The sequence below is a fragment of the Nitrobacter sp. TKz-YC01 genome (assembly GCF_047824785.1).
Taxonomy (GTDB): Bacteria; Pseudomonadota; Alphaproteobacteria; order Rhizobiales; family Xanthobacteraceae; genus Nitrobacter.
This window is the reverse complement of record NZ_CP181167.1, coordinates 986,328-1,006,936: the sequence shown is the minus strand read 5'-3', so window position 1 is coordinate 1,006,936 and position 20,609 is coordinate 986,328. Positions and strand designations below refer to the sequence as shown.

18 protein-coding genes and 2 pseudogenes are annotated in these 20,609 nt (G+C 60.8%); 14 read left to right on the top strand and 6 right to left on the bottom strand.

All coding sequences use genetic code 11. From position 1 onward, the window contains the following. Nucleotides 1–140 precede the first annotated feature (140 nt). Nucleotides 141–1,541 carry a cytochrome B6 gene (locus ACMYR2_RS04705; RefSeq protein ID WP_347264105.1) on the bottom strand — a complete coding sequence of 467 codons (1,401 nt, stop codon included), beginning with the start codon at nt 1,539–1,541 and terminating at the stop codon, nt 141–143. 373 nt (nt 1,542–1,914) lie between these two features. On the opposite strand from ACMYR2_RS04705, the gene ACMYR2_RS04700 reads away from it, so the two are divergent. The 6 genes from ACMYR2_RS04700 to pqqE all read left to right on the top strand — a co-directional run bounded on the left by ACMYR2_RS04700 (nt 1,915) and on the right by pqqE (nt 6,226). Beyond that, a complete protein-coding gene (locus ACMYR2_RS04700) occupies nt 1,915–2,733 on the top strand; it encodes a hypothetical protein (RefSeq protein WP_416193765.1) in 819 nt (272 codons plus the stop codon). A 265-nt stretch (nt 2,734–2,998) separates the two neighbouring features. Continuing rightward, on the top strand, nt 2,999–3,094 hold the full coding sequence (pqqA, locus tag ACMYR2_RS04695) for a pyrroloquinoline quinone precursor peptide PqqA (RefSeq protein ID WP_347264102.1): 96 nt from the start codon (nt 2,999–3,001) through the stop codon (nt 3,092–3,094). A gap of 28 nt (nt 3,095–3,122) precedes the next feature. Further along, nucleotides 3,123–4,022, top strand: coding sequence for a pyrroloquinoline quinone biosynthesis protein PqqB (gene pqqB / locus ACMYR2_RS04690; RefSeq protein ID WP_347264101.1), 900 nt, complete (start codon nt 3,123–3,125; stop codon nt 4,020–4,022). Further along, the gene (gene pqqC, locus ACMYR2_RS04685; RefSeq protein ID WP_347264100.1) at nt 4,006–4,791 is read left to right on the top strand and encodes a pyrroloquinoline-quinone synthase PqqC; all 786 of its coding nucleotides are present in this window, start codon (nt 4,006–4,008) and stop codon (nt 4,789–4,791) included. Before pqqB ends, pqqC begins: the two co-directional genes overlap by 17 nt. Further along, on the top strand, nt 4,788–5,090 hold the full coding sequence (gene pqqD / locus ACMYR2_RS04680) for a pyrroloquinoline quinone biosynthesis peptide chaperone PqqD (RefSeq protein WP_347264099.1): 303 nt from the start codon (nt 4,788–4,790) through the stop codon (nt 5,088–5,090). Before pqqC ends, pqqD begins: the two co-directional genes overlap by 4 nt. Further along, complete coding sequence (gene pqqE, locus ACMYR2_RS04675) at nt 5,087–6,226, top strand: pyrroloquinoline quinone biosynthesis protein PqqE (protein ID WP_347264098.1); 1,140 nt, start codon at nt 5,087–5,089, stop codon at nt 6,224–6,226. Before pqqD ends, pqqE begins: the two co-directional genes overlap by 4 nt. Before the next feature lie 156 nt (nt 6,227–6,382). Here pqqE and ACMYR2_RS04670 read toward each other — a convergent pair whose 3' ends face one another. The 3 genes from ACMYR2_RS04670 to ACMYR2_RS04660 form a co-directional block, all read right to left on the bottom strand. Then, a complete protein-coding gene (locus ACMYR2_RS04670; protein WP_347264097.1) occupies nt 6,383–6,862 on the bottom strand; it encodes a VOC family protein in 480 nt (159 codons plus the stop codon). Between the two features lie 95 nt (nt 6,863–6,957). Further along, a complete protein-coding gene (locus ACMYR2_RS04665; protein WP_416194061.1) occupies nt 6,958–8,934 on the bottom strand; it encodes a hypothetical protein in 1,977 nt (658 codons plus the stop codon). Nucleotides 8,935–9,363: 429 nt separating this feature from the next. After that, a protein-coding gene (locus tag ACMYR2_RS04660; protein ID WP_416192834.1) for an IS3 family transposase occupies nt 9,364–10,499 on the bottom strand; the annotation gives its coding sequence in 2 pieces (ribosomal slippage) (nt 9,364–10,229 and nt 10,229–10,499; 1,137 coding nt in all). Nucleotides 10,500–11,070: 571 nt separating this feature from the next. Here ACMYR2_RS04660 and ACMYR2_RS04655 point away from each other — a divergent pair. After that, a complete protein-coding gene (locus tag ACMYR2_RS04655; RefSeq protein WP_416194060.1) occupies nt 11,071–12,228 on the top strand; it encodes an MFS transporter in 1,158 nt (385 codons plus the stop codon). Between the two features lie 67 nt (nt 12,229–12,295). Continuing rightward, entirely contained in the window at nt 12,296–13,315 is a 1,020-nt protein-coding gene (locus ACMYR2_RS04650; protein WP_416193764.1) for a formylglycine-generating enzyme family protein, read from the top strand. Between the two features lie 182 nt (nt 13,316–13,497). On the opposite strand, the pseudogene ACMYR2_RS04645 reads toward ACMYR2_RS04650, so the two are convergent. Next, nucleotides 13,498–13,846, bottom strand: a pseudogene (locus tag ACMYR2_RS04645) (DUF6481 family protein). A 303-nt stretch (nt 13,847–14,149) separates the two neighbouring features. Here ACMYR2_RS04645 and minC point away from each other — a divergent pair. The 3 genes from minC to minE are packed head-to-tail and all read left to right on the top strand — an operon-like array spanning nt 14,150 to nt 15,960. Continuing rightward, nucleotides 14,150–14,845 (top strand): septum site-determining protein MinC, encoded by a 696-nt coding sequence (minC, locus tag ACMYR2_RS04640; protein WP_416193763.1) that lies wholly within the window; start codon nt 14,150–14,152, stop codon nt 14,843–14,845. Between the two features lie 18 nt (nt 14,846–14,863). After that, nucleotides 14,864–15,682 carry a septum site-determining protein MinD gene (gene minD / locus ACMYR2_RS04635; RefSeq protein ID WP_040673781.1) on the top strand — a complete coding sequence of 273 codons (819 nt, stop codon included), beginning with the start codon at nt 14,864–14,866 and terminating at the stop codon, nt 15,680–15,682. Then, nucleotides 15,679–15,960, top strand: a complete 282-nt coding sequence (gene minE, locus ACMYR2_RS04630) for a cell division topological specificity factor MinE (RefSeq protein WP_416193762.1) — start codon at nt 15,679–15,681, stop codon at nt 15,958–15,960. The genes minD and minE overlap by 4 nt, the downstream gene beginning before the upstream one ends. A gap of 95 nt (nt 15,961–16,055) precedes the next feature. Here minE and ACMYR2_RS04625 read toward each other — a convergent pair. After that, nucleotides 16,056–16,586, bottom strand: a pseudogene (locus ACMYR2_RS04625) (IS21 family transposase); the annotation flags it as partial. A gap of 348 nt (nt 16,587–16,934) precedes the next feature. Between ACMYR2_RS04625 and ACMYR2_RS04620 the strand changes: the two are divergent. The 3 genes from ACMYR2_RS04620 to ACMYR2_RS04610 are packed head-to-tail and all read left to right on the top strand — an operon-like array spanning nt 16,935 to nt 20,608. After that, on the top strand, nt 16,935–17,792 hold the full coding sequence (locus ACMYR2_RS04620; RefSeq protein WP_416193761.1) for a Ku protein: 858 nt from the start codon (nt 16,935–16,937) through the stop codon (nt 17,790–17,792). Between the two features lie 3 nt (nt 17,793–17,795). Further along, nucleotides 17,796–20,357, top strand: a complete 2,562-nt coding sequence (ligD, locus tag ACMYR2_RS04615) for a DNA ligase D (RefSeq protein ID WP_416193760.1) — start codon at nt 17,796–17,798, stop codon at nt 20,355–20,357. Nucleotides 20,358–20,362: 5 nt separating this feature from the next. Beyond that, on the top strand, nt 20,363–20,608 hold the full coding sequence (locus ACMYR2_RS04610) for a hypothetical protein (RefSeq protein ID WP_416193759.1): 246 nt from the start codon (nt 20,363–20,365) through the stop codon (nt 20,606–20,608). The last annotated feature ends 1 nt before the right edge of the window (nt 20,609 follow it).

The window sequence follows — 20,609 nt, the reverse complement described above, 5'->3', positions numbered from 1 at the left end:
ATGACGCGGCGATGAATGGGGCGGCCTCGTTCCAGGCCTGCCCTTGCAGAAGCGAATCTCTGGAGTCTGGTTCAATCGCGTCGCATCAAAGCGGCCCGGGCGAGCAACAGCTCCCGCATGCCCCTTCTGATTGGCAACCCTCAAAGGGTGAGGAGGTAAGCCACAAGCGCATCCTTATCCTGCTGGTTCAATTTGGTACCCAGGATGAGGTTGAAGAACTCCACGGTGTCGGCAAGCGTCAAAAGGCGGCCGTCATGAAGATACGGTGGAGAGTCCTTGATGCCGCGCAACGTGAAGGTCTTGATCGGGCCATCGGGGATGGCGACCATGCCATTGATGGTCTGGCCGGCCTTATAGAAGCGTTCGAGCTTCAGGTCGTGCATGTTGTTGTCCGTGAAGGACGTTGCCGGGATGTGGCATTCAGCGCAGCGGCCTTTCCCCATAAACACCTGCTCGCCGCGCAGCTCCTGTTCGGTGGCTTTCTTTGGATCGAGCCGCCCCGTGGGATCGAGTTTCGGAGCGGGAGGAAAATCGATGATGTTCTGCATCTGCGCCATCATCGCGACCTGATTGGCGCGATCCGGCAGATGCATGCCTTTCCGCGCCGCGCTGACGTGGTCACCGTTGAAGTATGCAGTGTGCTGTTCGAACTGGGTGAAATCCTCGATCGAACGCAACGATCGCTTCGAGCCGTGGATCTGCTGGTTGTACATGCCGCGCAGGCTGGTGGTATCGAGACGGAAGCGTTCCGCCTGCGGGCGGATGTCCGGCGTCAGGTGAAACGCAGCGTTAGTGTGGAAGTTCGCGTGACAGTCCAGGCAGGTGACGCCAAGGCTCGGCTGCGCGACTTTCCGGTCCTCGGTCTGGTTGAACTCTTCCTGCGGAAACGGCGTGAGCAGCAGGCGGAGGCCTTCCATCTGAACCGGCGTAATGATGCCGTTCAGATACTCGTAGAAATTCCTGATCGTCAGAAGATCGCCGCGCGATACGTCGCCGAGTTCCGGATGCGTCGTGAGGAAGATCGGCGGCGGAAACTCCGGCGTCAGATGACCGGGCAGGTCGAAATCGACGTCGAAGCGGCGGAGGTCGCGCTGTTCGTCGCTAGCGATCTTGCGAATCTGATCGTCCGGAAAGACCTGCCCGCCGGTTGCCTGCTTGACGTGGGGCAGCGGAATAAACCCCTTCGGCAGCAGGTTCTTTTCTCGAATCTCGTTCGGTTCCTTCCCGGCAAGGCTATCCCAAGTGACACCCTCGGGAAGCCTGACCCGCACGCCCTGCTGCACCGCCTTTCGACCGCCCGACATCATGACGCCCGCGACAGGACGATTCGCCAGATCGTATCGCTGCTCCAGCAGCGCTCGTTGCCGCTCCATAACCGCCGGCTTCTGCGCTTCGTCGTTCTCCTTCACCTTTGAGAAAGGCTGGGTCGGCAAGGGACGATAGGTCGAATCGGGGGGCAGCGGATCGGAAGTGGCCGCGAATGCCGAAGCTAAAGCGGCGGCGATCACTGTGGCGAATCCGATTGCGGTTTTCATGGGCATGGCCATTGTCCGAGAAATTTGAATCCTTCCAACTCGCGATGCAGCACTTGGTTGCAACGGGGAAGTTGCAACGGGGAAAGCCGTCCCGGTTGCCGAGCTGGCATTCCGTGCCTTACACTTTTCACCTTGCCGCCTTGCTGACGCCAAACGCGGAGCTTCCTTCTCGACCGGCAGACCAGCCGGAATCCGGCCGTGCAACACGTAACCTGGAACTCCAATGCTATTCAGATCGCAACCCGCTGGTTCTCAGGCCGATCCGCACGACGCCATAGCCGCGCAGCTTCGCGACCTGGCGCCACGAACCGCACGACGTGATCCGTCTCATATCGAAGACAGGCATGAGCCATCTCGGCTTGAAGATCAGCTTGAAGAGATGTCTCGATCGATGGAACCCTTCCTGCCGATCGGCGAGCCGTTGTTCCAGGCCGCGCCGTCGAACGATAACGCCACCGCGCTTCGCAATCCGGTCTCCCGCGCGCGATCTCGTCTCGGCATCGTAACGGTGCTGTTGGCTATCTGCATCGGCCTTGCCGCAGCCACGGCCTGGCATTCCTATGGTGAACAGGCCAGACAGAGTCTTGCGCAGCTCGTCCCGCAGCTTCTGTCGGAGACTCCCACCTCTCCACAAAATGCAAACACAGTTGAAGCGGAGGACACGGGGGCTGCCCAGGCAGCCATGCCTCAGCCTCAAACCACCGCCGAGGCTAACGAGGCCAATCCCACGCAGGAGGCCGCGACGATCGGACCCGAGCCGCCACCACCGTCCACCGATTCCATCACGACGCCGGCGCAGGCTCCACCAGTTCAAGCCGCGCTTCCGGCCGAAATTGCACAGTCTCTTGAGACAATGGCGAACGATATCGCGGCGCTGAAAAGCGCGGTCGAGGATTTGAAGGCCGGCCAGCAGCAGCTGCGCCGGGAGATCGCGGCGGCCGCGGAGCGTGAAACTCACCCCAAGCCCGTGCAACAGCGGGCGAAGCCTGCTCCACCGCAGCGACATCGCACCTCGCCTCAAGCGGCGGTTTCGCCCTCTCCTCCTCTTCCATCCCCTCCGCCGCCTCAGGCGGCCGAACGGCAGCCGCCACCGCCGCAACGCGACGCCTACATTGCCTCGCAAGCGCCGGTACCCGCCCGGCTTCCGCCTCGGCCCGGAGACGACAGTGCTCCCCGACCGCCGATGCCGTTGCGTTAAATACGCAAGCCTCGGAGCCGGGAGCGACATGACGCCCTGGCGAATGCACCGAATAAGCTCCTTCTCTGACTGGGCGCATTCCAGCAAGGCTATGGGAACCCACCCCTCGGCAGCGCGTTACAGACAGCTATGGCGTTTTCCAGTCTGTCGATGAACCTTGACGGCTGACCTCTGGGGCCTGACCCTTGGCGTCGGCCCTTTGGCGTCTGCGCAGACCTCTGGAAGGGCTTAGTCCCAAGAGCTGACTCTCACTAGGGAGAATTAAATGAAGTGGCATCCACCGAGGTTCGTAGAAGTCAGCTGCGGCATGGAGATCAACAGCTACGCTGCGGCTGACGGTCGCGCGCCGGTCCGGCTCTGAGGCCGGCCGCGCGGGAGATCGACAGCCCATGCGCTTTCTCGTGCTTGGCGCCGCCGCCGGCGGGGGCCTGCCGCAGTGGAATTGCGGCTGCCAGAACTGTGCGATGGCGCGATCCCTGGACTTGCGCCCTCAGACACAATCATCGCTGGCGGTCAGCCTGGATGGATTGAGCTGGGCGATTCTCAATGCCTCTCCCGATATTCGCCAGCAGATCAACAACAATGCGCAGCTTTACCCGCGTGGTTTGCGCGATACGCCGATCATAAGCGTGGTCCTCACCAACGGGGATCTCGACCACATCGCAGGCCTGTTGACGTTGCGTGAAAGCCAGCCGTTCCGGATCGTCCTGACCGGGGCGATTGCCGGGGTCCTCGATTCCAATCCTGTCTTCCGTGTGCTTGATCAGGCCACCGTGCAGCGCGATCTGGTTGTTCTGAATGAAAGCTTTCAGTTGCTGCCGGGGCTGGATGCGTCGTTGTTCGCGGTACCCGGCAAGGTGGCGCTTTTCATGGAGGACGAGGACGCGACGATCGGCGTTGAAAGTGAGAACGTCATAGGCGTTGCGCTTTCCACCCAGGGCCTGAGAGCTTTCTACATTCCGGGATGCGCCCACCTGACGGAAACCCTCGCAACCAGAATTCGCGGCGCGGACATCGTCTTTTTCGACGGCACGCTCTTCACCGACGACGAAATGATCCGCACCCGAACCGGAACAAAGACCGGGTGGCGCATGGGGCACATGCCCATCAGCGGCGAAGGCGGCAGCCTCGAGGTTCTGGCGCGACTCGATATCGGGCGGATCGTCTACACTCACATCAACAACACCAATCCCATCTGGCGGGACGGACCGGAGCGCGATCTGGTTCTGCGACATGGTTTCGAAGTCGGCTGCGACGGCGCCGAGATTTCCCTTGCAACCCGCGCCTGACAGAAACGCGTTCGAAGCCCGCCTCAGGGCGATCGGCGCCGAGCGCTATCACGACAAGCACGCGTTTCACCGGATGCTGCATGGCGGGCAATGCACCCTGACCCAGATGCGCGCCTGGGTGATCAACCGTTACTATTATCAGAGCCGGATCCCGATGAAGGACGCCGCCTTCATGTCGCGGGTGGATGATCCCGGACTGCGCCGCGCCTGGCGCAGGCGCATCGAGGATCATGACGGCGGCCTTCAAGAAGGCGGAGGACTGAGGCGATGGTTGAAACTGGCGGAAGCCACAGGACTCGATCCCGATTATGTCACCTCAACAGATGGCGTTCTCCCCGGGACGCGCTTCGCGGTCGATGCCTATGTGTCCTTCGTCCGGGAGAAGCCGATGCTTGAGGCTGTCGCCTCATCGCTGACGGAGATGTTCGCGCCAGCCATCCACGAGGATCGAATCGCCGGTCTTCTGAAGCATTACGCCTTTGCCAACGACAATGCTCTGTCATACTTCCGTCAGCGTCTGAAAGAAGCGCCGCGCGCGTTTGAATTCGGCCTGTCCTATGTTCTCGCCAATGCCGACACGATGGAGAAGCAGGATGCCGCGGCTTCGGCGTTGGTCTTCAAGACCGACGTGCTGTGGTCCCAGCTCGACGCTCTCCATTTCGCCTATGTCGCACCGGGCTTTATCCCTCCAGGCGCGTGGAACGGCCGCGACGGCGTCAGCGCGGATGAAGGCGGCCTCATCCAGGCCGAAAGGATTTCAGGGTCATGACCCCGAATGCTGCGCGACCGGAGATTGACGGCGGCACCGTCGTGCATCTGGCGCGGGGCGTCCGGCTGCGCGAAGACATGGTTCGAAACCAGACCGTGCTTCTGGCGCCGGAGCGCGTAATCGCGCTCGATGAGATCGCGGTTGCGATCATAAAGGAGATCGATGGCCACCGGAATCTGGATCGGATTGCCGATGATCTCGCTAGCCGGTTCGAGGCGCCGAAGGAGCAGGTTCTCCAGGACATCATTCCCTTCATCCGCGAATTCATCAACCGGCGGACGCTGGAGATCGTCGGATGACCGTCACCGCAGAACAGACGGGACAAGTCGCGGCTCCGCCTCCGATCGCGATGCTGGCCGAACTCACCCATCGCTGTCCACTCGCTTGTCCCTACTGTTCCAACCCTCTGGAGCTGGCACGGGCGAGCGAGGAATTGTCGACGAATGAGTGGATCGAAACCTTTCGGCAGGCTGCCGCTCTTGGCATTCTTCATCTGCATCTGTCCGGTGGAGAGCCGGCCTCGCGGCGCGACCTGATCGAACTGACAGAGGCTGCCGTATCCTTGGGACTCTACACCAACCTGATAACGTCGGGCCTTGGTTTGACGGAAGCGCGCGTTGACAAGCTCTCCGCGGCGGGGCTGGATCATGTACAATTGTCGATTCAAGGGACAACGGCGGCCAGCGCCGATCATGTCTCCGGCTACGAGGGTGGCCATGCACGCAAAATGGCCGCCGCCGGCTGGCTGCGCAACGCCGGCATTCCGCTGACCCTCAACGCGGTCTGTCATCGCCGGAACATGGAAGAGATCGAAGATATCATATCTCTCGCAGTCGAACTCGGCGCGCGCTGCGTCGAAATCGCGACGGTCCAATTCCACGGATGGGCTATGCTCAATCAGCAGGCACTGATGCCGACGGAGGATCAGGTCGCCAGGGCTACGAGCATCGTGGAGACGATGCGCGCGCGGCTCGAAGGCGTGCTTGTGATCGACTACGTTCCGGCCGATTACTACGCGACCTATCCGAAGGCTTGCATGGGCGGCTGGGGCCGCGCCGGATTGAATGTCACTCCTTCGGGTCAGGTCTTACCATGCCACGCCGCCGAAACCATCACACACCTTGCCTTCGATAACGTGCGGACGCGTCCCCTCGGCGAGATCTGGTACAATGGCAGCGCCTTCAACGCCTTTCGTGGCGACGGTTGGATGCCGGAGCCCTGCAGAAGCTGCGAGCGCAAGGAGATCGACTTTGGCGGTTGCAGATGCCAGGCCATGGCGCTTGTCGGCGACGCTTCCGCGACCGATCCGGTTTGCCGCAAGTCGCCGCACCGGAAGACTGTCGACCGGCGCACCATCGATGATATCGAGGTCGATCACATCAAGGTAAATGACATCGAGGCGCCGTCCCCACCGTTCCGCTATCGCGGAAGATAATTCGCCCGCCACCGCCATAGATCATCACCGCCATAGAGCGTTTTCGGACGAAACGGAAACCGGTTCGCGTGAAGAAAACGCGACAAAACAATAATCCGGAGCTTCGCTCCTGATGGAAACAGGAGCGAAGCCCTCAGACCTTGATCTGGTCACGCGTCAGCCCCGCCGCGCCCTCTCGATCGCGGCGACGTCGATTTTCTTCATGGTCATCATCGCAGTGAACGCGCGTTTTGCTTCGTCGCCGCCGGCAGCCATCGCTTCGGTGAGAGCGCGCGGCGTGATCTGCCAGGAGATGCCCCATTTGTCCTTGCACCAGCCGCACGCGCTTTCCTGACCGCCATGACCGACGATGGCGTTCCAGTAGCGGTCGGTCTCCTCCTGATCGTCAGTGGCGATCTGGAATGAGAAGGCCTCATTGTGCTTGAACGCGGGACCGCCATTGAGACCGAGACAGGGAATGCCTGCAACCGTGAATTCGACCGTCAGCACATCGCCCGCCTTGCCGGACGGATAGTCCGTGGGAGCATGATGGACAGCGCTCACCGAACTGTCAGGAAAAGTCGCGGCGTAGAAGCGGGCCGCGGCCTCGGCATCCCTGTCATACCACAGGCAGATCGTGTTCCTGGCAGTTGCCATCGCTCGTCCTTTCACCTTTGGAGTTTGGAGCCAACCGAGCCGGTTCCCGCGCCTTCGAGGGACAGGCATGGAAACGGGCAAAAAGCGATCGCGATTTAGCTGTTCGTCGGCCAGTGCCGCTCCTGAAACCAGGTCCTGTACTTCGACGACATCTTCTCGCGCTGCGCCTGCGACGCATGCCGCTTGCAGGTGGATGCCTCCTCGCCGCCGTCCGACGCCCCCCACCTCACCTCGACGCAATCGTTCGGATTATAGGCCATCTCGAAGTGCGGCGCACGCTCGACGACTTCCTTGAGCGAAAGCGTCCATTGCGATCCGTCGCTGCGCGTGTAGGATATTTTTCGCGAAGCAAGCTCGGAGGCGAGAACGCCCTGCAGTTCGCTTTTCACGTCCGCGATGCTCTTGTCGCCCGGCATCGTGTAACGCGACGCCCGCCTAATGACCCGATCGGGAAATCCCCGCACGACATCGATCGCGATCAGCAATCGAAAATCGCGCGCCGGAGTGGAGTAGTCCTCCCAGGCCCCGGTCGTGCCGAAGATCGCGGAGCCATTGGGCATAGCCACCTCAGCGTGTTTTTCCCGATATTGCCGCCCGTTTTCGACCGCGGTCACCCGCGTCTTCACCTGCTCGTTCAGACTTTCGATGGCGTCTGTCATCGCTTTCACCGGATCGAGCGGCTCCGGCGACATCACGTCGTCCATGCGATCATAAAAATCCTCTGCGCTCATCTTCGATTGATCGAGCGAAAAATCAGCATACTGGGGATTGCTGGTAACTTCGGCATTGGCCAACCGCCGCAACGCGCCGCCCTTGCCACGCACGATCGGCCGAAAGCGCTTGAAGCCCGGGCTGCCCAGCGCGGGGTCGTGCACGAACAGGAAATTGCCGCGCCAGAAACGCTTTCGTGTGATCGAGCCGTCCGGCTCCGCATCGACGGCGAGGAACACGCCCGGCTTGCCGTTCTTTTCCGGCACGCGATGCACGAGCATCAACACATGGCCGTAGGGGTCGGCGTACACCGTGCCGGGGCGAAGCGCTTCCTGGGTCAGCGCGACGGTGTAGAAGTCGGTGTTATCGTCGGTCGCGGCGGCGCGAACGGCGCCCGTATGCACGACGTCGCCGACATCCCGAAGATATTCGTTGAACGTCGTCGGCCGTTTCGGCCGCGCCTTCGGCGGAGCCGCGGGCGTCTCGGCCGGAGCCGGCTGCAGCGAGGCAAAGGGCTGCAGAAGCGCCGGCGCTTGTCCGGGCGGCATGGCGCCGGAGGCCGCAGCCGACGCAGTTTCCTGTTCCGGAGGCGGCTGCGGGCGTGTCAGTTCGGGATGCTCCATATCGAACCACTGGTAACACCTGGGCGCCTTGCCGCGGCCGCCACGCGAGCAATTGGAATAGCCGAAGGGTAGCCCCATCTTGTAGGCAAAATAGGCGCGGAGAAAGTACACGAAATCAGCGCAGTCGGGGCGAAGGCCCGTCCGCTTGTTATCTTCCCCGCGACCCAGATAGTTGAACAGGAAATTGCGTGATCGGTTCTGCAGGACCTCATGCCAGGCTTTCCAGGACAGATCCTGATCGGGGGGCGCGTCGAACAGTTTCTCGATCCACGCGGAAAACAAGGATTCGGTCTCGTGATTCCAGCTATTGCGCACCTGCCAGAACGCACCCGACGGAATGGGCGGAGGGTTTGGCTTGCGCGCGCTCACGGAGATATCGCGTGTGATCGTGTGGCAATCCGCCGTTGCGTTGCCGAGCGTCAGCGTGGCGCGCCACACGCCCGCCGCAGGCTGAGCGACCTCGGCGAACCAGGAGTACGGCGCGCTGCCGTGGCGGTCAGACGATCTGGCCGCGACGCTTCCATCCGGCGCGACCAGCGAAATCTCGCCCTGCAGCCGCTTCTCGGTCATGATCATGACGCGCAGCGGCGTCCCCTTCCAGGGCGCAAACGGCGAGGGCAGGACCGAGAACCCGACTGCCTGCTCGCACGGACTTGTCGTCGCTTCGGCCGGTGGGCTTATCGCCGCGAAAATGAACGCAGCCACTACTCCTGCAGCAAACCGGCTGGTGACGTGCATCATGGCAACCTTTCTATAGCGCTCCCGAGCGAAGCGTGTCCCCTGGACCTGACTGGAGGACGGCACCGCTTCGCGTGAAGAAAACACGCCAGAACAACAGTCTCAAGCTTCACTTCTCATTCAAGCAAAAGCGGGGCTTGAGAGGAACCGGGAACTGGATGCGGCTCTATCCGATCCTGGTTGCGAATGGCGGGGTTCATGGCTCGTCATCCCTATAGTGCTTTCGAGCGGAGCGGGTGTCATTCGGCCTGCAATATTGACCCTCTAAGCCGGGGGCTCGGCGTCCAAAATTGACCCCCTGAAGGTTGGTCTGTTGCGCTGCCTGCTTTGTAACGAAGCAGGTGGTGGGAGATGCTGGTCGTGGAGACTGAGGTGGACCCGCTTGGTGAGACAGTTTGGCGGCCTGGCTAAGGTGGATCGGGTTCGTTTCTACGCCGCCAATTGCTCCGTCATTTCCGCCATAGCATGGACTTCGTCGGGCGTCCTGCCGGCGAAGGTCGAGTGCGGGCGTCGCCGGTTGTAATAGTCTATCCAGGAGCCGATGCCGCAGCGGGCTTGGCTTCCCGTTTCGAATGTGCTGAGGAAGACGCACTCATATTTGAGGCTGCGCCACAGTCGTTCGATGAAGACGTTGTCCATCCAGCGGCCGCGCCCGTCCATGGAGATGCGGATGCCGGCATCCTTCAGCGTCGTCGTGAAGGCGAAGCTAGTGAACTGCGAGCCTTGGTCGGTGTTGAAGATGTCGGGCCTGCCATGGCAGGCGATCGCCTCTTCGAGAGCGGCAACACAGAAGTCGGCATCCATCGTGTTCGACAACCGCCAGGCCAGGACCTTGCGGCTGAACCAGTCCATGATGGCCACGAGGTAAAGGAAGCCGCGCCGCATCGGGATATAGGTCACATCGGCACACCAAACGTGATCCGGCCGCTCGATCGCCAGGTGCCGCAGCAGGTAGGGATAGATGCGATGCTGCGGATGCGGCTCGCTGGTTCTCGGCGCCTGGTAGATCGGCGACAGACCGATCTTGCGCATCAGCCGCCGGACCCGCTTGCGACCCACGCACCAGCCCTGACGCCGCAGATGCCGGGCCATCTGCCGGGAGCCATACCAGGGCGTCTCCATGAAGGCCTCGTCGATGGTGCGCATCAGTTCGAGGTTCTCGGGCGTCTCGCCGGCGGGCTGTCGGTAGAACGACGCCCGCGAGATCGAGACCAGTTCGCACTGGCGGCGGATCGAGAGCCGGTTGTGATCGGGGTCAATCATCATTCTCCTCCGATCCAGGCTCAGCGATCGAAGGCCTTGGCCAAAAAATCCCGCTCAACGACAAGCTGGCCAATCTTGGCGTGCAGCTTGGTCACCTCGGCTTCCCGGCCGACCTGCGCATCAGCAGCCTTGTCGTCGAACGTCTTGGCCAGGTTCTCGATGGCCTGCCGTTTCCACTGCGTAATCTGGTTCGGATGAAGCTGGTGCTTTGTCGCCAGTTCCGAAATCGTCCGCTCGCCACGGATCGCCTCAAGCGCAACCTTGGCCTTGAACTCAGCCGTAAATCGTCTGCGTGTCTTCATACCGGATCGTCCTTTTCATCGGGCGATCCACCTTATGCCCCTGTCTCAGAAACCGGCACCACCTCAGTTCCATCTGGGCCGGGCGATACTGGGTCGCGACCTCCCTCAGCACCGCAGCCTGTACATCGGGCTGCTGGAGATAGGTGACGCTCGGCAGCTTCTCCGGTTGGAGGTCATGGCATCCCCAGACTCCCTGAGCCCCGCACCGTTATCCCCCCGGGATTATTTAATCTCCTTAATCGCTGACATTCGTAGCCTCGCGAGATGGACAAACGGCGGTTGGCTGAGATCGAGCAGCGCGCGGAACTAATAGGCGTGATCGTCGATTGTTATTGATGAACCTGAGATCACTACGAGACATTCTCACCGGAAGACTCAAAGAGACGTCTGCGACTCGCACTTTACCGCGTGATCGGAAGCCGAGCTTGAAGTTGGTGTAGCGTGATCTCTAGTAGGAGATGTCGTGGAAAATCCGGCTCTCGTAACTGATGTGAAGGTTGAACCCTCGGGCAACTCCAGGGTTTTGTGGATTTCATCCCTGGCATTTGCACTGGGGTTTGCGGTTTGGGGGATGTTTGCCGCGCTCGCCCCTTTTCTAATCAAATGGTACGATTTCAGCGCGACTCAGGTGCTGGTTCTGACGGCGATGGAGCCTTTTTTCGCCGCTGCGGTCAGCATTCCGCTTGGCATCTTGACCGACAAGTTCGGCGGTCGGGGTGTTTTCACCCTCCTGCTTCTGACTCTCACCCTTCCTCTTCTTGTCGGGTACTTTGCCCGCGGCTATTACGCCTTCCTTCTGGTCGGGACCCTGCTCGGACTGGGCGGTGCGAGCTTCGTCGTCGGCAACGCTCATGTATCGTCGTGGTACCCCAAATCCAAACAAGGTACAGCGCTCGGTATCTTCGGTATGGGCAATGTCGGAATCACCGTCGGCATGGTGACCGTCACTTTCCTGATTACCCGCGTTCTGAGCGGCCCCGACGGTTGGCGCCTGATATTCCCAATCTTCGCCGGTGCTACGCTGTTAATGGCTCTGGTCTACTGGTTCTTTACGTCGGATCCGCCGAACAGGAAGCTCAAAACGACCTCGCTGCGTGAAATCTTCGCCGTGTATCGTTCAGGCGTGGTGGTCTGGCTGGTGACCTACCTTTACTGGGTCTCGTTTGGTACGCTTACCTTCTTCGCGTCGGCGATGTCGATCTATCTGCTTGATCGCTGGCATGTGGATGCCATCCGGGCTTCCATGGTATATACTCCCCCTTTGGTGGTCTGTGTCGCGGCCACCCGGCCGCTGGGCGGCTGGTTGGCCGATCGTTCGGATCCATTCAGAATTTTGAGCTGGCTGTTCGGGCTAATGGTCGTTCTGGCCGTGCTCATGGCCGTGCAAATCTCATTACCCGTCCAGCTGTTTGCCATGTATGGGCTTGCGCTGCTGTCCGGCGCCGCCGCAGCGGCGGTCATCAAGTTGATCCCGATGTACTTTGTCCATGTCGGTGCGGTCAGCGGGCTAGCCAAGGCCGCCGGCGCGGCCTGCGGCTTCGCCATGACGTTGATCCTGGCCACCAGCAAGCAACTTCTCGGCGACTATACCCTGGGCTTTGCGATCTGGGCGCTAATGAATGTCGCGGCATTCTACATCGTGCTTTCGCGGATCGGCTTCAGGAATGCAAAACCGCTTATTGAAAAAACGAGTACGACTGCGGAGATACTAACGGCAAGCGGTGCGTGACGACGATCGCTTCTCCCTTTGGAATTCTCTCTCGTAACAGCCCCTGCCCTGCTGACGGATGTATTTCATGTTCTCCCTCCTTGATCTTTCGAAACGCATTGGCTTTTTCAGTTGCTCGCATGAACCTGCACCGTTCGAACCCGAACAACGAAAAAAATGCCTCGAAGATGAAACGCGGCGGCAGTCAGGAACTCCAGCGCGCGGCGTGGACAGGTGGTGCGCTCTGCCAGCACTAACATCGTTTCTTAAGTTTTGCGTCCTTGGCGCCGCGATCATTGTCGCGGTGACGGGCGCGTCCGCTCAGGAGGTAGCGCCACCCTCGATGCAGCAGCAGGTGCTGAAGCCCAAGGACATGTTTAAAGACTGTGCAAATTGCCCCGAGATGGTGGTGGTGCCAGCCGGAAGCTTCAAGATGGGGTCACCGACAAGCGAGCCTGAGCATTCCCCCGAAGAAGGTCCGCAACATCCTGTCACGATTGCTCGACCGTTCGCAGTTGGCCGCTTTGAGGTGACTTTCGACGAATGGGATGCCTGCGTCGCCAAAGGCGGCTGCAACGGCTATAAGCCCTCCGACGAAGGCTGGGGCCGTGGCCGTCGCCCGGTAATCAACGTTTCCTGGGACGACGCCCAAGCTTACGTCGCGTGGATATCGAAGAAGACCGGCAAGTCGTATCGGCTGCTCTCGGGATCGGAATACGAGTACGCCATGCGCGCTGGGACACAGACGGTCTATCCGTGGGGCAACACAGTTGGCAACAACCACGCCAACTGCCACTCCTGTGGCAGCCAATGGGATGCGAAACAAACTGCGCCCGTCGGCTCATTTGCGGCTAACGGGTTCGGTCTCAATGACATGGTCGGCAATGTCCGGGAGTGGACGGAGGATTGCTACCACGACACATACAACGGCGCGCCCACGGATGGCTCTGCTTGGATCGAAGGGGGAAGCTGTTATCATCGGGTCGTGCGCGGCGGGTCCTTCCTCCTCGCTCCGGCCTTCCTCCGCTCGGCGAGCCGTTATTGGTTCGCCTCCGACTATCGGCTCAGGTACCTTGGTTTTCGGGTTGCTCGGACGCTCCCATCTTAGAATTTTTTCCTATCGGAAGCTCAGAGTGGCCATGTTTGACCGCCTAAATCTTCAGGACATCCAGCAAGAGTGTCTACGCCGAAATCCGACGGCACTCTAGTTGCTGCCATCCCCCAGACTCAACCGTGAGACTCCTCTCTTTCTGGCTTTGAGTTGCAAGGCTCTGACCAAGGTTGATCGAGCTATTTCTTCCGCTCTTTTCTGGCCGCATAACGGGCATCAAGCGCTGCCTTACGCTCGACCTTGAGCGCGGCCTCGGCGGCCAGCGCTTCTTCCTTCTCACGGGCGAGGCGCGTTGCAGCGGTCGCGGCGGCCTCCGCCTCGAGAGCTTTTCGCGCGGCCTTTTCGATCTCGCGAGACTGCCGGGTCTTCTCACGGGCAGCTGCCTGGGCCTCGCGTTGGGCCTGTCTTTGCTTTACCGAGGGGTCGTCAGGACCGGGGCCGCGCGCGAAACTTATCGAGACTATTTTTTCGGGCCTCGAGCGCCGCCTGTTGCCGGGCAGCGAAGCTAGGTTGCTTGTATCCACTCATCTATGAGCCCCGTTCATTGATTCACACCGTAATTAAGTGCGGGCTATAGCAGAAGTCCGGCAAGTCCTGCGGCCCTTTTCAGCAGAGAAAGCGGAAATTCGGGCCAGCGCACGGGGGTACCGCGGCGATCGATGCATCGAATTTCCTATGACCTCGCCAGTTGAGCTCATCGAGCCAGCAGCCCGCTGGAGTTCCTTAACATTTCGCAAACAAAAGCGGGCCTCGTTAACCAGTCATTAACCACCGCTGGTCAATCTGAAATTAAACAATGCTAAACAATTCATAGCCCGAGAGCCGTCATTCATGGACGCAAAAGTCGAGCCCAAGCGCCAGGTGATGCGCCTCCGTGGCCGGTCTTACATCGCGTTTGTTTTCTCGCCATTTATGCCGATCGTGAACTGGCTTGAGGAAATTGATGCGACGCTTGCCCGTTCACCCGGCTTTTTCGTCGGGCGCCCGATCGTCCTCGATCTTTCCGCGGTCGATCTGAGCTCCCATGGTATCGCGCATCTGGTCTCGAACCTTGAGAGCCGCGGCATCCGCGTTCTCGGCCTTGAAGGCGTGGAAGCGACAGGGCTGGATGCAGGCTTGCCGCCCGTATTGATCGGCGGGCGCGGTTGTGAAATCGAGCAGGCCGAGCCGAAGCAAGTGGAGGGCCCGCGGCCGCCGACACCATCGCTCCTGCTCCAGACCCCGGTCCGATCGGGCCAGCGGATCGTATTTACCGAAGGCGACATTACTGTGCTCGGCTCTGTGGGCTCCGGTGCGGAGATTGTCGCCGGAGGCTCTATCCACGTTTACGGGACGCTGCGAGGACGAGCGATGGCCGGCATTAACGGCAATGCGGCCGCGCGGATTTATTGTCAGAAAATCGAGGCGGAACTTGTTGCCATCGACGGCTACTACCAGACCGCAGAAGATATCGGTGAAACGCTGCGTCGCCGACCCGCACAGGCTTGGCTGGACGGCGAAGTCATTCGAATAACACCGCTCAATTAACCTACAAAGGAGGCCATGATGGCCAAAGTCTTGGTCGTGACATCAGGCAAGGGCGGCGTCGGCAAAACCACGTCCACGGCCGCGATTGGTGCAGCGCTCGCGCGGGACGGCGAGAAAGTCGTCGTCGTTGATTTCGACGTCGGCCTCCGTAACCTCGATCTTATCATGGGAGCGGAGCGCCGTGTGGTCTTCGACCTTGTCAACGTAGCACAGGGTGTCGCCAAGCTCTCGCAGGCCCTCATCCGCGACAAGCGACTCGAGAGCCTGTGGTTACTTCCTGCGTCACAGACGCGGGATAAGGACGCCCTGACGGACGACGGCGTTCGCGACATCATCGCCGATTTGCGGACGAAGTTCGATTGGGTGATTTGCGACAGTCCCGCGGGCATCGAACGTGGTGCAACGCTGGCGATGCGCTACGCGGATGAAGCCATTGTCGTCACCAACCCTGAAGTCTCATCTGTTCGCGATGCCGACCGAATCATCGGCATGCTTGATTCTAAGACCGTCAAAGCGGAGGCAGGCGAACAAATGAAGAAGCATGTCTTGATCACCCGCTATGACACGGGCCGAGCGGCACGCGGTGAAATGCTCAGCATCGACGACATCCTCGAGATCCTGGCGATTCCCCTCCTGGGGATTATTCCTGAAAGCCAGGACGTCCTGAAAGCGTCGAACGTCGGCTCTCCGGTCACGTTGAACGATGCTGCGAGCCTGCCGGCGCGGGCTTACACAGACGCCGCGCGGCGCCTCAACGGCGAGACGATCGCCATGATGGTGCCGACCGAGCAGCGCCGACGTTTCATGGACCGGCTACTTGGACGGAGGGCAGCATGAGCCTGAACCTTCTGCAGTTCATTCGGCGCCGCACCGGTTCCGCGCCGGTTGCTCGGGAAAGGTTACAAATTCTACTCGCGCACGAGCGTGGGTTACGAAGCCAGCCCGACTTACTTGGGGTCTTGCGAGAGGAGATTCTTGCGGTGGTCTCGCGACACGTCGCGCTGGATCCGGAAAAGGTGGTTGTCCGGATGGACAGAGGGGAAACCGTGTCTACCCTCGAAGTCGATATCGAGCTTCCGAACGGCTTTGACAAACGGATCGCCGCCGCCAGTTGACCCATTCGACTCTGCAAAGGAACCAACCACTCCGTCCAGATCGCCGGAAGTGCCTGGCTGGACGCGATTGAACCGCATTTTTCACTCCTCCGCTACTCGCTAAGAGCTCGTGGCGAATGTCTTCGAACGGTGATCATACTCTGGCCAGAAACTACCCGCCGGACGTGAGCCGCCTTCACGATCACCGTGACCCCGCTCAGCAGGACCACTTCGTGGCTCCAGTCAAACTGGTAGGCTTCCCCGGGTGCAAAGCTCAGTGGCACATAGGCCGAGGTGGTCGAGGCGCCACGCTCTTGGCTCCAGCGCCGCGCATATCGACGAACCGCATCGTAGCCCCCGACATAGCCCAGACCGCGAAGCTCTTCGAACAACCGGATCAGCGTCAGCCGTTCTCGCGCCGCCTTGCTCTCGTTTGCCACCAGCAACCGGTCAAGCTCGGCACTCCAAGGGCCCATCTTCGGCTGAGGCTGTGTCTCTCGCTCGTACCGAAACTCCGTCGATTGAGAACGGATGACCTTGCGAACCACCTTCCGCGACACGCCGAGTTCTCGGCAAATCGCCTTGATCGGACGACCATCAACAAAATAGGCGCGACGGATCTTGGCAATCGTCTCCACCACCAGCATTCCAACCTCGGCTTCCATGACTCGATGGAAGCCACTGTGGACCCTTGCCCCGGGGTCCCGATTGGATGCCGATTACCCCGAAAACAGGGTCCTTATTCCACGCCGAAACACAGGCGGCGCACTCCTTGCAGCGGAGATCTCGATGACGGCCGTGTGTAAAGTGCCCCTGCGGTCGAATGTCAGTTGCACGCGCTCGCCAAGCCGATCCAGCACTTCGGGCGCGATCGGTCGATGCACCATCTACTGCCGCCTGGTTCTTCTGGCCAAACCGGCATGTGGAGCCCCTGGCTTCCGGAACAAAGAGACCAATCGGACCGTTTGCATCGGTTGAGTTGCAGGAGTTCGAGTGTGGCGCCTAGAGCAAACTGGAAGGGCTTTCTCAAAGTCGCTGAGGTGAGTTGTCCCGTAGCGCTCTATACGGCTGCCTCCACATCCGATCGCATCGCGTTTCACACACTCAACCGCGCCACTGGCCATCGTGTTCGCCGCCAATTCGTCGACAGTGATACAGGCAAGCCTGTCGAACGCGACGAACAGGTCAAGGGGTACGAGGTTGGATCGGGCGAATACATCATGCTCGATCCCGAGGAAGTCGCTTCGGCCGTTCCCGACAGCGACAAGACCCTCGCTGTTTCGACCTTCATCGGCTGCGGCGATATCGACGATGTCTATTTCGACAAGCCGTACTATCTGGCGCCGTCAGACCGGAATGCCGAAGAGGCCTATGCCCTGATCCGGGAAGGGATGCGGACCAAGAAGGTCGCCGCTCTCGCGCAGACCGTGCTATTCCGGCGCGTTCGGACGGTTCTCATTCGCGCCCATGGAAAGGGCCTGATCGCGACCACGCTCAATTTCGACTACGAAGTTCGTTCCGCCAAGGACGCTTTCGACAGCGTCCCCGATATGAAGATCAAGGGCGAGATGCTGGAGCTGGCCGAGCACATCATCAAGACCAAGAGCGGGAAGTTCAATCCCAAGGACTTCAGCGACCGCTACGACGCAGCGCTTGCGGACTTGGTCAAAGCGAAGATCGAAGGCCGGAAGATCGAGGTCCGCAAGGAGCCCAAGCAGGAAAAGGTGGTCGACCTGATGGCCGCCCTGCGCGAGAGCGCCGGCGTCAAAGCCAAGAAGCCGGCCTCCTGCTCCACGGCGAAATCAAAGTCCAAGGCAACGGCGAAGGCAGCGCCGCGGCGCAAAGCGAGCTAGCCCATGGCGACGCTCGAAACCTATCGGCAGAAACGCAACTTCAAATCGACGTCCGAGCCGAAGGGCAGAAAAGCCCGGAAGACCGGCAATGCCTTCGTCATGCAAAAGCACGCCGCGACCAGACTGCACTACGACCTGCGGCTGGAAATGGACGGCGTGATGAAGAGCTGGGCGGTGACCAAAGGCCCCAGCCTCGTGCCCGGCGAGAAGCGTCTCGCTGTTCATGTCGAGGACCATCCGCTCGAATATAAGGACTTCGAAGGCACGATCCCCAAGGGCGAGTATGGCGGCGGCACCGTCATCGTCTGGGACCGGGGCACATGGACTCCGGTCTTCGATGCACACAAGGGTTACGCCAAGGGCCATCTTGAATTCGAGCTGAAGGGCGAAAAGCTCTCGGGGCGCTGGCACCTCGTCAGGATGCAGGGCAAGCCCAGCGAAAAGCGTGAGAACTGGCTGCTCATCAAAGGCGAGGACGACGCTGCTCGAACGCCCGGCGATCCCGATATCCTCGAGGAACGCCCGGAATCGGTCAAAACCGGCCGTGAGATGAAGGAGGTGGCGGGTGAAGCGCCCGGCTGGTCTTCGAAGACCGGAAAGATAAAGAAATCTGCCGCGCGCAGCCGCAAAAAGGCGACACCACCTATGGTTGAGGAGGACGTCGTCAGCCTGCCTGATCCATCTAAGGTCAAAGGAGCGAAGAAGGCTCCATTGACCGATTTCGTGGAGCCGACCCTCGCCACGCTCATGACGGCACCCCCGGCGGGTGAGCGCTGGATTCACGAGATCAAGTTCGATGGCTACCGGCTTCAGGCGCGCATCGAGGCGGGGCGCGTGAAGCTCCTGACTCGCAGCGGTCTGGACTGGACAAAGAAGTTCGGAAAGGAAGTGGTGGCTGGATTACAGGCACTGCCATTCGGAACAGCCCTGATCGACGGCGAACTCGTTGTTGAGACTGGCTCGGGCGCTTCGGACTTTTCGGCCCTTCAGGCCGACCTCAGCGCCGGCCGATCCGATCGCTTCAGCTTCTATGTCTTCGACCTGCTTTATCTCGATGGCTTCGATTTACGTGCCTTGCCCCTGATCGAGCGGAAAACGATGCTCGAGCAAGTGGTGGGCGCCGAGCGGGGCATCATCCGATACAGCAGCCACTTTGACGAGAATGGCGGCCTCGTCCTGCGTCATGCCTGCCGTTTGAGCCTTGAGGGCGTGATCTCGAAGCTGCGAGATGCACCCTACCGATCCGGGCGGAGCAAGGCCTGGGTCAAATCCAAATGCTCGGCGCGCCAGGAATTCGTGGTTGGCGGTTATGTGCCGTCCTCGACCTCGCGCAAGGCGATCGGCTCTCTCGTTCTGGGCGTCTATGACGACGGCAAACTGGAGCATGTCGGCCGGGTCGGCACCGGGTTCACCGGCGCGGTTGCCGAGGAACTGTTCAAGCGGCTTGACCGGATGCGGATCGCCGTGAGCCCGTTCGACAGCAAGCTCACGGCCGAGGAAGCCCGGATGGTGCGCTACGTCCGTCCGGAGCTGGTGGCCGAAGTCGAGTTCCGCGCCTGGACGGCGGATGGCCATCTTCGCCACGCCTCGTTCCGGGGTCTGCGTGAGGACAAGCCGGCGAGCGAGATTGTCCGCGAAGTCCCGAAAAGCAAGTCGGCGGCTCCCAAGCCCCAGCGTCGTACCGTCACGCTCACGCACCCCGATCGGGTCTATTGGCCCGACGACGGGGTGACCAAGGAAGGGCTTGCCGACTATTACACCGAGGTCTGGCGCTACATCGCTCCCTATATCGTCGGGCGGCCTCTGGCGTTGCTACGCTGTCCAAGCGGCATCACCGGACAGATGTTCTTCCAGAAGCACGCCTGGAAAGGATTGAACAAGAACATTGTGCTGGTGAACGACCCCAAGGACAAGGACGACGAGCCGCTCATCGCGATCAACGATCTCGACGGATTGATGGGCCTCGTTCAGTCCGCCGTACTCGAAATCCACCCTTGGGGTTCGATGGTCGCGGACTGGGAACGGCCCGATACCATCATCATGGATCTCGACCCCGGTGAGGGCGTCACCTGGGAGACGATCATCACCGCCGCCGAGGAAACCCGCGAGCGTCTCAGGGATGCGGAACTGAATTCATTCGTCAAGACGTCGGGCGGCAAGGGCCTGCATGTCGTGGTCCCGCTCAAGCCCAAGGCCGACTGGCCGGCAGTGAAGACGTTCACCAAGGCGTTGGCGGACAGCATGGCGGCCGATAGCCCCGAACGATATGTGTCGACGATCACCAAGTCGAAGCGCAGCGGTAAGATCCTCATCGACTATCTGCGCAATCAACGCGGCATGACGGCCGTCGCACCCTACTCGACGCGCGCCCGTCCCGGTGCCGCCGTCTCGATGCCGCTCGCATGGGAGGAGTTGAGTCCAGGGATCGGGCCGGATTATTTCACGGTGGACAATACACCGACGCGGCTCGCTGCGCTCACATCAGATCCATGGGAGGATTTTCGCGCGGCCGCCGAACCTCTGGCCGTTTCCGTGCGCCGCCGGAAGACGGCCCGGAAAGTGTAGGGGCAATGAGCGATCTCTACATTGTCTATGTAGTCGGACAGAACGTGGACATGGTGGACGACCCGGATGTCGTGGTCCTTGACGACGGCCTCTACCTCGTACGATCCGGCCAGACCCGCTCGCAGCTCTATCATGTCATCAAGCGCCGGACCTCGCCGGACCAACTCCTGGTGGCTCCGCTCGCCGATCTGCCGAAGTTCAAGGGGATGAAGTCTGGCTCGCTTGAGAAGGCCCGACGCCTGGCTGGATGAC